We start from the raw sequence: 11,829 nt of genomic DNA, 5'->3' as shown, positions 1-11,829 counted from the left end.
CTGTATGACAAACTCGATCTCACCCAATCTCGGCAAGAACTTCATCGGAATTCAACCACCGTTCCACCTCGCCCACGATATGATCGGGAGTTTTTTTGTTCTTTTTCAAGACACATTCCCAAACAACCATCACCCTCCAGCCAATATTTCTCAACTCCTCGATGTTCCGTCTATCCCTGGAGACATTGTCCTTGAATTTCGTTTCCCAGAATTCCTGGCGCGTCCCTGGTGTCGTTGTCGCCTTGCAGCCGTGTCGATGCCAAAAACAACCATGCACGAAAATCACCGCATGGTATTTGGGAAACACAAGATCGGGTGAACCGGGAAGGGATTTGACATTCAAGCGGTAGCGAAAACCTCGACGATGCAACGCCTTTCGAACGATCAATTCCGGACCGGTAGCCTTCTGACGCACAAGGGACATGATTTTCGAACGTGTTTCTACGTCAACCGTGTCCATTATAGCCCACTTCTTGAAGTATGAGAGAGAGTCACCTCAAATCGATCAATGCAACTGTTTGATCAACTACAAATCAATACGCGCATAATGAGGATAAACTCTATAAAACCTCTTGAAATTCTCGAACGGTTCTTGTTTCAATGACGATGGTGGCAATTTATAACCCATATCCTCTTTCGGATTGCCGTTTATCTCCATTGTCAAGCGTTCCTTGGTCGATAGAGAAGGTAGATCCAGCACCAAAGGAGACAAGGGTTCGGAGTGAAATTCCCAGTCCCTAATTATTCTTTCAAGTTCATCGTTTTCTGGCGGGACCGTGATCAGTGTAGCAGTAACCATTGGCTGCCCATCGGAATAATGAGTGGTGAGAGCCCAAACGATTTTTCTGTCATTGCATCCGAGCAAAACGTCGTTGACCCGAAGATACAACACTTTCAGCACACTCCGGCCGTACTTTGCGGTCATGACATCTTTGGAGGTCAAACCTTCGGTATAGCTTCGTTTACCAATTTTATCCATAAACGCATTCAATCGCCACTCTAGCAATTTTTCACCTGATAGTCTATCGGCACTTGGTTCTCCCAATGAACTCGGATTGGCATTCAGTGTAATTCTCAGGATACTAAAAACCTCTTGCTCGACGACTTGTTCGGCGAATGTATCCATCTGGTTCATTGCAGCCCCGGTGTAGTCGAGCCACAATATGATAGGTTCATCGAAGCTGTTATCAGCAAGAAAATCCTCCAGAGATGAATGAACACATTCTATCGAATCGACTGGCCTATTGAAAGATTGCCGTTTGTAGGTATTTTCATCCATTTCAACACTGACCATACCTTTGATTCCTGTCCTTGCATGGATCAACCTGAAATCTTCCAAAAAAGGCCCTCCAAGTCCTATGTATTTGTAATTCTCCACTCGTAGAACCGCTCCCAACCTATTGAGCAAGGAAATGAACATTTCGCGATCTACCGATTTGTTCGGTCTTAATTTGTATGGAACTACATTGGACTTTCCCACCTATTTCACCTCCGTGCCACCGAGCTCATCGAAAACTCGCTGAAAGCATTGATCACCCACTATTCCAGGCTTTTCATCATCTCGGTCGAACAAACCTTCGGAAACTAGCTTGATTTCCTCGAGCGGTCTCGTAAAAACGATCCTCCTTGAAGACGGCTTATCTTTTTCGGGAAAAGGCAAAACCTTGTTTTTTCTTGGATTGTACTCAGAACTACCATCAGATAGAGTTTTTGCCTTTCTTTCTTTCAAAACAATATACGTTGCATCACGAAGGGACATCGGCTTCGAGTCTTCCCAATATTGTTTTTGCTCCTCTCTTGGGTGATTTTTCCATTTGTTGGTATAATCGATCCAAACTCTCATGGCCTCCATCATCTTTGTCCTTGTTTGCAACCATATATCCGATGATGTATCCAACGCTCTTTTGGTCGTCGTAACAGGTAATTTATCCGCTCGGTTCGAACTAAACTCCACCATTCCAGTGATGATCGAAAATTGCGCATGATAAAAAGGCAGATTATCGCCCCAACCCGTTATTCTGCTCTTGTCACCGACGATAACAGCTCTATCATTGCAAAAGATGGTCCACCCGGCAGTCTCGGGTAGCTTGTAATCCTCCAGATTCTCAGCATCTTCATCGAAAATCAGCTTTCTTGAATTCAGTCCTATAACCATCGTTACGGTAACCTCGTCGGTCTCCTTTCGATAAACGAATGGGGCGGGTCCCTCTGGATTTTCCGAAACCAAAACTTCAAGTAAAACTGGCTCGACGGATTCACCATTCACATATATCTTAAAACCCTTTTCCAAGAACGTGGTGAAATGTTCACCCATAGCGACCTTGAGTTCGCTCACGAAATGATCATTGTCGAAATGTTTCGACACTCCATCGTAAAGCCCATCGACATGAATGATTGTACCAGGTACCATGAGATCGTCATCTTCAGTCAATTCTTTTATGGGTAACACCCCCCACTCCTTTGAATGCAACCATTCCGAGGATATTCGAACTTCATAACGATCACTGCCATTCATTGTCTTGACTATGGAATCCTTCCCCATTTTAAAAAGAGCTCGTTTCATACCGATACCGTACATACCTATAGTTTCTTTTTCCGAATCTCGATGATCGTCGATCTCACGTCCAAGCTTGAAAGCATAATTTTTCGCTATTTCAACGGGAATCCCTCCACAATTATCGACAATGTTGAAGCGATCTTTGTTCAGAAGAATCTTTACATGGTATTGTGAATAATCTATCTTATCATCTTCTGATTCACGAAGCACACCATCAAGACAATTGTCCACCAGATCTAAAATCGCATCTGCAAGGCTTATATCTCTTGTAAGCATGGAAACAAAAAAACTCTTTGTAGGTGTGGCATTCGCAACGTTCGAATTTTCAGCCATCGAAACATCTCCTCGACATTTTTTATAAACCAGGGAATGATCGTTATTTCATAAATCTTCAACATAACGTAAAAAGCTCTTCCCGATAACCTCACCCAATCTGACAGGTACCGCATTACCGATGAGACGACCGAGAGTCTTCTTGTTGACCTTCTTTCCAGGAGAGATGAACTTGTAATCATCGGGAAATGTCTGAAGTATGGCTCCCTCACGAAGCGAAATCGCCCGGTCCTGTTCGGGATGCCCGAATCTTCCATTCCCGAAGCCATAAAACTGAGTCGTCAATGTGGGAGATGGGTCGGTCCACTTCATTCGACCGTATACGCCCGGGTAGGTTCGACCACTTTCGTTTCTATGACATCGGGCAACGAGTTCTTCCGGCCAGTCTCTCCATGTTCCTCCCGGCTTCGATGCCTTCATTCTTTTCATGTTCAATCCAGAAAGGGCGCAAGATATATGCAAGGGGTCTTCCCGATCGACCTCTCCGGCACCTATTGGTCGAAGGTCTCCTATTGCCTTCATCACCGTTTTTCTTTCCGCTCCGAATCGCTCTGGGGTCAACAACTTGATCTCACCAAGTCGTGAGGCCAGAAGAACGAGCCTCTTCCTGAACTGGGGTATTCCATATGCTTCACAATTCACGACCCGAAAATCAACGAAATATCCACCACTCTCGAGATCACGCAGAAACCCTTCGAAAACATCGTGTTTTTCGAGTCCCGGAACGTTTTCCATCGTGACGAATTCTGGCTCGATTTCACGAACGAGTCTGGAAAAATCACCTAGTAGCCACCATCGCTTATCCTCGACATTGGCCTTTTGATTGTACGAAGAAAATGTCTGGCATGGCGCACAACCCGCTAGTAGCCTGAAATCTGCGCCATCGAATGCTTCGCTCAGATCCGAAGGCTCTATGTTTTCAACGGATCTCAAGCAAAACGTAGCGTTGTTGTTCTGGTTATAGGGATATTCACATGCCGGATCGATGTCTATGCCGAGAGCCACACCGATACCCGCATCTTCCAATCCCCTGGTCAGGCCGCCTGCGCCGCAGAAGACATCGACCGCCCTTATCCTCGCAGGTTTTTTCCGATTGTTTTCAATGAATCCATCTATCATTTATCGCACTTTCTTCATGTCCCATGGTCACCATACCCGTCATTACACCGTAAAATACCGAATATGAACATATTATGGCAATAATAATCTTCCAAACAAATCCAAACGGAACACTGTATTTCCATTTATGTCCAAAACCAAACAACGAACGTGAAACACGGATTCAATCGTCAAAAAAACAGGACAAATCGGAGAATACAGCGGTGAAACGAGGCAACGGTACGTTGGACGACACCCCCCACATCAAACCGAACCATCTTCTTTCGCCTTCAACCCATCCAGGTAATCCGCCCACGCCTGCATAAAACGCGTGCGCTCGTCGAGGTGCTGGGTGCGGTTGTAGGCGGTACCGAGCCGGTCCGGGACGCGGTGTCCGAGCTGGGCCTCGATCGCGTCGGGGCTGAAGCCGAGCGTTTCGTGCAGCATGGTTCGAGCCGTGGCCCTGAACCCATGGCCGGAAACCGTAGCGGAGTCCCAGCCCATCGTCCGCAAGGCCTGGTTGACGGTGTTTTCCGACATCACCCTCGAAGCCGCGCGCCCGGGAAACACGTAAGCGCTGCTCGAAGAAAATGGGTAAAGCGCCCGCAACACTTCGACTGCTTGACGAGCCAGCGGAACCGTATGCACCTGCCCCTTGCGGAGTGCCTTCTCCTTGAGCGTCAGTTTCATATCCTCGACCGGTAACAGCCAGACCTGCCCGTCGAGGTCGACATCCGCCCATTTCGCGTTACGCAACTCCCCGGGCCGAACGAACAGCATCGGAGCCAGCTTCAGGGCCGAACGAACCACGTGCGAACCGGCGTAACCATCGATATCGCGAAGCAGCCGGCCCAACTCCACAGGGTCGAGAATGGCCGCCATGCTTTTCTTGCGGGGCTGCTTAAGCACCTTACCCAGCCCGGCGGCGGGGTTGCCGTTCACCCCGGGAACGTCGGAAATGAGAGCGAACGTGAACACCTGCCCGATGATGGTCTTGATACGGTGAGCGGTCTCGAAAGCCTGCCGGGCCTCGACCAGCCGCAACACCTCCAAAACATCACGTGTAGAGACCTCGGAAATCAGTGTATTGCCAAGCAGCGGCAGGATATCCCTTTCGAGCCGTGAGCGCACGGTCCTCGCGTGGCCATGGGTCCATTCCGATTCCGCCACAGTGAACCAATCCATGGCAACCATCCCGAACGTAGTGGCCAGGCGCGCCTGCTCACGGGCAAGAGTCACCTTGCGCAGCTTACGCTCAGCCCCGGGGTCGATACCCTGCTCCAGCATACGTCTGGCCTCGTTACGGCGAGCTCGAGCATCATCGAGGCTCACCTCGGGAAAAGCACCGAAAGAAATGAGCCGGGCCTTACCCTCGAAAGAGTATTTGAACCGCCATAACTTGGAAGCAGCGAGCGCCCGGCCGTCAGGCCCGAATTTAGCGGGAGGAATCAGGAGGAACAAACCGTCACCATCGAACAACGTCTGCTGCTTCGAAGAAGCCTTGGCAGCCCTGACCTTAGCGGCGGATAACGGAGGAATCTTTTTCGGCATGGGTATAATCCTTTGGCAGAGAATGGGTATACAAAATCATCCACAGGTGTGAACACACTCACGATACACCATAAAGTATACCAAAAAAGACAGGATTCACACAAACCCCACTGGACCATACCGGACAACCAAAAAGCAAAAACCCCTCATTTATCAGGGGCTTGAAGACATTTCAAGATATTGTCAGATCACTCATTAGTGGAGATGGCGGGAGTCGAACCCGCGTCCAGAACATTGCTTGAAACAGCCACCACACTCATCTTCGATGTTTTAGTATTCATGTTTCACGACTCCATCGACAAAGTTCGAAACACTATTCCGGAGGAGTGCTCACCTGTTTTTCCGGAAAAAAAACAGATGAAGCTTACTTGCGCGAGCTATGGCTCAAGCGCGGGTTATGCCATTCGATAAGCTCAGAGTAAGCGCCTCCCTTATCGAATGATGGCTGATTGAATTAACTTATGCTAATCAGGCAGCCATTGCATACGAATAATCGTCTGCATCTAATTGTTACATAGACTTCTTTAACGAGTCCATCCATGCTGAAACTCGGAGTGCAACCGGATCGTACACCTATCCTGTCAAAAGCCTGTCATCCCCGATAACAAAGAACAAAGCACAAACATCATCTTGTGTAGTATAAGGCATATATATAACTTTAATCAGAGAAGAACAACCGGAAACAAACAGTATTAAGTTCCATGCTCAAGAAAAAGCTGAAAGCTACCACCGTTGTCATGTGGGGAATAGTTTCATACTTGTTGATAGTCATTATTCTGATTGTTTTCGGAAATTGAAGACGAACAAGGGTCGTGCACTCATTTTACCTTATTGCACTCGACAAGCCACTTTTTCCTTCAGCGTTTTATTCACGCACTTGATTACCGGCTTCCAATCACTCCCTGATGCTTGACGAAAAAGTGTTATGGTTGGATACCAGGGGCTGTCCTCCCGCTCAGTCAACCAGCGGAAATCCGGCACTGTAGGCAACAGCAACCATACATCCTTACCTAACGCTCCGGCAAGATGCGCTACTGACGTATCAACGCTGATCACCAGGTCGAGCTGCTCGATCAATCCCGCTGTTTCTGAAAAATCATGCAACTCTGCCGAACAATCAACAATCCCACCTGACTTTTGCAGCATTTCCAGCTCACCATCCCGATACTCTTTCTGTAAGGAATAAAAAACAGCGTCATTCTCCAGAAGTAAAGCGATTTCATTGAATGCTATGCTTCTTTTATGATCGTTCTTGTGCCGGGCTGTCCCAGCCCAAACCACCCCGACCCGCATTCCTTTTTTCTCCCCAAGCTTTTCGATCCATTTTTGCCGGACATCTTTCCCTGTGAAAAGATAAGGACAGTTGCCAGGAATGGTTTCAAGTGTTGTTTTCATGGCAAGCGGTAGCGACATCAACGGCAGATGGAAATCAAAATGCCCTGTATAAGGCTCTGTCACAATCTTGTCGATACCCTTCACCGTCATTGCAAGCTTGTGAAGTGGTGACTGGACCTCCAATACAATGGTTGCTCCTGCTTCTTTAAGACAAGGTATGTATCTCAACATCTGGATGGAGTCGCCGAACCCTTGTTCATAGTATAAATAAAGCGCCTTTCCCTCCAGAACCTGCTGCTGTAACCAGAGTGGTTTTTGGTAATCTCTTTTCTTTCTACGCTGAGGCTCATTTTTCCAGCGCCATTCATACAACAACCACCCTTCCTTGTAGTCACCGAGCAACAGCAATAAAAATGATTTGTTCCAGTAAGCTTTATGATAGCCGTTTTTCAAGGCTATTGCCTTGTTATAGCTATGCAGCGCCTCTTCATATTCCCCTACCTCGAAACAGGTATTGGCTATATTATAATGCAGTTCCGCAGCATCCGGTTTTAATGCTAAAGCTTTCTTAAAACTGGCAAGCGCATCCTCATGCCTCTGCATCTCCTTGAGCATGTTACCCCGGTTACAATGAGCGTCAACATAATGAGGATCGAGTTCAATAGCGGATTCGAAACAGTGAAGAGCCTCCTCGTACCGCTTCAGTTCCATATACGTGTTACCTAATCCATAACATGCTGCTGGATAATTTGGCTTTATGAATAACGCTTTCTCATAGTTCTGCAACGCCTCCTCATATCGCTGCAGTTCTTTGAGAACGTTTGCTCGGTTACCATATGCTTCCGCATAATCTGGCTTAATCGCAATTGCCTTCTCATAACGCAAAAGAGCCTCTTCATGTTTTTTCAATGCACTCAATGCATTTCCATAATTATTGAATATCAATGGATTATCAGGTGCGATACCTGCCGCTTTCCTCAAAAGCTCGACCGACTCGACAAACTGCATCTTTTGGGCCAGCAATGTCGCCAGAAGGTGCAAAGCATTGACATTATCAGCATCCGATGTCAGTATCTCCCTGTAAAGATGTTCAGCATCATCCAGCCGTCCCTGTTTGTACAGTGCGAACCCACTCTGTAGTGTGCTTCCCACCTTTTGCCTTGATAATGCAGGTTTTTCCGAACATCTTTCGATCTGCTCAGAGTTGAACTCAGAGCGAGGAACCATATCTTCTAGCGCTTTTCCGACGCACTGAACAACTTTTTGCCATTCTCCTGCCACTGTTTGACGAAACAGCCTTGCTGTTGGGTACCACGGACTGTCACTACGTTCGGTCATCCAGCGGAAATCCGGTACATCTGCCAACAGCAACCACACTTCCTTTCCCATTGCCCCTGCAAGATGTGCCACTGCTGTATCAACACTGATAACAAGATCAAGCTGCTCGATTAAACCCGCAGTCTCGGTAAAGTCATGCAGTTCCGCCGAAAAATCAGCAATTTTACCAGAACGTTCGAGCTTTTCCCGATCACCCTCACGATATTCTTTCTGCAGTGAGTAAAATTCCATATCACTTTCGAGCAGTGGCTCGATACTATCAAAGGGAATACTCCTCCTGTCATCATGTACATGTCGGGCAGAACCGGACCAGACAATCCCGACCCGTTTCTCTGCATTTCGACCGAGCTTTTGCGCCCACTTTGTCCTGATCGGTTCTTCAACAAAAATGTAGGGGAAAGTATCCGGTATGGTCTCTACCGTTGTCCGCATTGCCAACGGCAGTGACATGAGTGGCAGATGATAGTCAAACGTACCGTTATATGAGCTTGAAACAAGGGTATCGACACCCGTTAGAGATACCGAGAGAGTTCGCAGAGGCGACTGAACTTCAAGCACAATTGTAGCTCCGCTTTTTTTAAGTTCAGGTATATATCTCAGCATTTGAATGGAGTCACCGAATCCCTGTTCATGATAAAGATAGAGTGTTTTTCCAGAGAGTGGTTGTTGCCGCAACCAGAGTGGTTGACGATATGTTCGCTTTGCCGAGTCAAGAGGCCTCTTTTTCCACCGCCACTCATATAAAGGCCATCCATCACGGTAGTCACCCAGCAAAAGTAGTGCGATGGCTTTATTCCAATATGCTTCTGCATAACCCGGATCCAGCGCAATCGCCTTATCGTAACTTTGAAGCGCCTCTTCATATTGCCGCATTTCCGATAAAAAAGCTCCACGGTTGGTATGAGCCGGTGCAAAGTAGGACTTCAGTGAGATCGCCTTGTCATAATCATGGAGAGCTTCCTTATATCGCTGTAGCTTGTAAAGAACGATGCCTCGATTGTTGTATGCATTGACATAATCCGGCTGAAGAGTAATCGCCTTGTCAAAACATGATAAAGCCTCTTCATATCGCTGTAGTTCCTGCAAGGCATTTCCAAGGTTGTTATAGACAAGAGCGTACTCGGGGTTGAGCGCAATAGCTTTTTCGTAATGCAAGAGAGCCTCTTCGTACAGCGATACTTTCCTTAAAACGTCTCCTTTAAAGACATGCGCTTGTACAAAATCAGGCTTGATCGCAAGTGCTTTCTCGAAGCCTGGCAATGCTTTTTCATACTGTTGCAATTCAAATAACGTCTTGCTGCGGTTGTAGTATGCTTCCGCATACTCAGGGTCGAGCGTAATGGCTCTGTCAAAGCAGCAAAGAGCTTTTTCATGATGTCTCAGGCTGTTGAGGACATTACCATAATTGTTCAAAGCCGAAGGATTATCCGGTTTGATCTCGAGTGCTTTTTTGAACAATTCCGCCGCTTTTTCATACCGTTTTTCATTGACACGCAATGCAGCCAACAGCAACAGCGCCTCGATATGCTTCGGTTCTTTTGAGAGTAATCGACTGCAAAAAGCTACCGCTTGTTCAAGCTTGCCGTGTCTGTAAAGCTCTCGAGCTTTTTTCAAAAGAACATTTTTCTTCAATGCTGGTGTGGTAACGTTCCCAATGAATACCCTCGAGACGCTGTGAACAGACAGCTCACTGCATAACACCTCTTTTACCTTTTTGATAACACTTTTCCAGTCCCCGCTTGACGCCTGTCGAAACAGCCTCATGGTCGGATACCATGGGCTGCCGTTTCCTTTGTTGAGCCAGCGGTAATCGGGCACTTCCGGTAACAGCAGCCATACCTCCTTACCCAATGCCCCGGCAAGATGAGCAACAGCTGTATCGACACTGATAATCAGATCCAGCTGCTCGATTAAACCGGCAGTATCGGCAAAATCAAGCAGGTCTGTCGAAAAATCAGTAATCCTGCCCGAACGTTCCAGCTTCTCCCGATCACCTCCACGATACTCTTTTTGTAATGAGTAACATTCAGCATCGCTTTCGAGTAGTGGCTCGATACTATGAAACGGTATACTTCTCTTGTAATCCTGTCTGTGTATAGTCGAACCTGACCAGACAATACCGATACGCTTACGCTTTCCTTGTTTTTCCCCGAGCCTTTCAGCCCATTTCTGCCTGAATGTTTTTTCAACAAAAAGATAGGGAGACGTTTGCAGTACGGTTTCTACCGTTGTCCCCATAGCAAGAGGCAGAGACATAAGGGGAAGATGATAGTCGAAATGTCCGGTATAGGGTTGCGTGACAAGAACATCTATACCTTCAATTGTTGAAGTAAGAGAACGGAGAACCGGCTGGATTTCAAGGACTATCGTGGCACCTGTTTTTTCAAGTGCTGGTATATATCTGAGCATCTGGATCGAGTCTCCGAAACCCTGTTCATAGTAAAGATAAAGTGTTTTACCGGTGAGCGGCTGTTGCTGTAGCCAAAGTGGCTGCTTGTAATCACGTCTCTTTTCACTCAGTGGTTCCTTTTTCCATCGCCACTCATATAACGGCCATCCTTTTTTAAAATCACCAAGCAACAAAAGAACGAGAGACTTGTTCCAATATGCTTCAGCGTAACCGGCTTTAAGCGAAATCGCTTCATCATAACGCCGAAGCGCCTCTTCATTACGGCACAGCTCAAAAAGAGCATTTCCAGAATTGGTGTATGCTTCTACATAATGCGGATTGATTTCAATTGCCTCGTTGAACTTGATAAGGGCTTTATCGTATCGCTGTAATACCATCAATACGCTTCCCTGAAAAACAAGTGCCTCCGAAAAATCAGGTTTGATGGCAGCTGCTCTTTCAAGACTGACAAGCGCATCATCATAGAGTTTCAACTCATATAAGGCAATACCAAGATGGTAATATGCTCTTTGATCCTGTCTGCAAGCAATCACCGTTTCAAAGCGGAGACGAGCGTCATCATATCTTTTTTGAAAAAGCAACAGTACACCTGAATTGAAATATGCGTCAACATAGTCCGGCCTGCAGGTTATTGCCTTGTCATAGCAGTTCAGAGCCTCATCATACCTTCTCACCTTTTTGAACGCATTGGCCTGATTGTAGTAGGCTTCTGCATAATCAGGCTTGATAACAATCGCTCTTTCAAAGCATGAAAACGCTTTTTCATACTGCCGTATAGCACATAAAACATTACCGTAGTTGTTGAGCATGGAGGCATTCTCAGAATCGAGAGAAAGTGCGTGTTCGAATAATCCGGCAGCCTCTTCATACCGCTCTCTCTGGGCTAAAACCGTTGCTAATCGTTGCAGAGAATTGAGTTCATCGGGTTGGGACCGTAATATTTTTTTATAGAGAATTTCTGCTTCAATCAGCTTACCAGATTTATGAAGTGCATCGGCTTTATGAAACAGGGAAAAAGATCTCTGAGAGAGGGAATCGGGGGATGGTAAAACGGTTTTACTTTTTCTTTTATTCATATGGATCTGCTAGCCACAGGACGTGATATCTTTCTGCAGCCCTGACAGCCGACATATATGGCGATAAACAATACATGTATAAGGTAATTCCGTAAAAAAATGCGTCTCGAAACGATATCATGGCTAATGAA

Annotated in this window: 6 protein-coding genes and 1 other RNA gene; all 7 read right to left on the bottom strand. The window is 46.6% G+C overall.

Annotated features, from left to right (window positions below):
* Positions 1-19: 19 nt before the first annotated feature.
* A complete protein-coding gene (locus QZ209_RS00720) occupies positions 20-460 on the bottom strand; it encodes a very short patch repair endonuclease (protein ID WP_294343468.1) in 441 nt (146 codons plus the stop codon).
* Between the two features lie 66 nt (positions 461-526).
* Positions 527-1,480: an O-methyltransferase gene (locus QZ209_RS00715; protein WP_366515727.1), complete on the bottom strand. Its 954-nt coding sequence runs from the start codon at positions 1,478-1,480 to the stop codon at positions 527-529.
* On the bottom strand, positions 1,481-2,890 hold the full coding sequence (locus QZ209_RS00710) for an ATP-binding protein (protein ID WP_294343464.1): 1,410 nt from the start codon (positions 2,888-2,890) through the stop codon (positions 1,481-1,483).
* 48 nt (positions 2,891-2,938) lie between these two features.
* Complete coding sequence (locus tag QZ209_RS00705; RefSeq protein WP_294343462.1) at positions 2,939-4,009, bottom strand: DNA cytosine methyltransferase; 1,071 nt, start codon at positions 4,007-4,009, stop codon at positions 2,939-2,941.
* Between the two features lie 243 nt (positions 4,010-4,252).
* A complete protein-coding gene (locus QZ209_RS00700) occupies positions 4,253-5,539 on the bottom strand; it encodes an integrase arm-type DNA-binding domain-containing protein (RefSeq protein ID WP_294343461.1) in 1,287 nt (428 codons plus the stop codon).
* 196 nt (positions 5,540-5,735) lie between these two features.
* Positions 5,736-6,139, bottom strand: a transfer-messenger RNA (tmRNA) gene (gene ssrA, locus QZ209_RS00695).
* Positions 6,140-6,367: 228 nt separating this feature from the next.
* On the bottom strand, positions 6,368-11,698 hold the full coding sequence (locus QZ209_RS00690) for a tetratricopeptide repeat protein (RefSeq protein ID WP_294343458.1): 5,331 nt from the start codon (positions 11,696-11,698) through the stop codon (positions 6,368-6,370).
* Positions 11,699-11,829 lie beyond the last annotated feature (131 nt).

This window comes from Prosthecochloris sp., assembly GCA_015482705.2.
Taxonomy (GTDB): domain Bacteria; phylum Bacteroidota; class Chlorobiia; order Chlorobiales; family Chlorobiaceae; genus Prosthecochloris.
The sequence above is the reverse complement of the archived record's forward strand: the minus strand, read 5'-3'. Positions and strand labels throughout refer to the sequence as shown.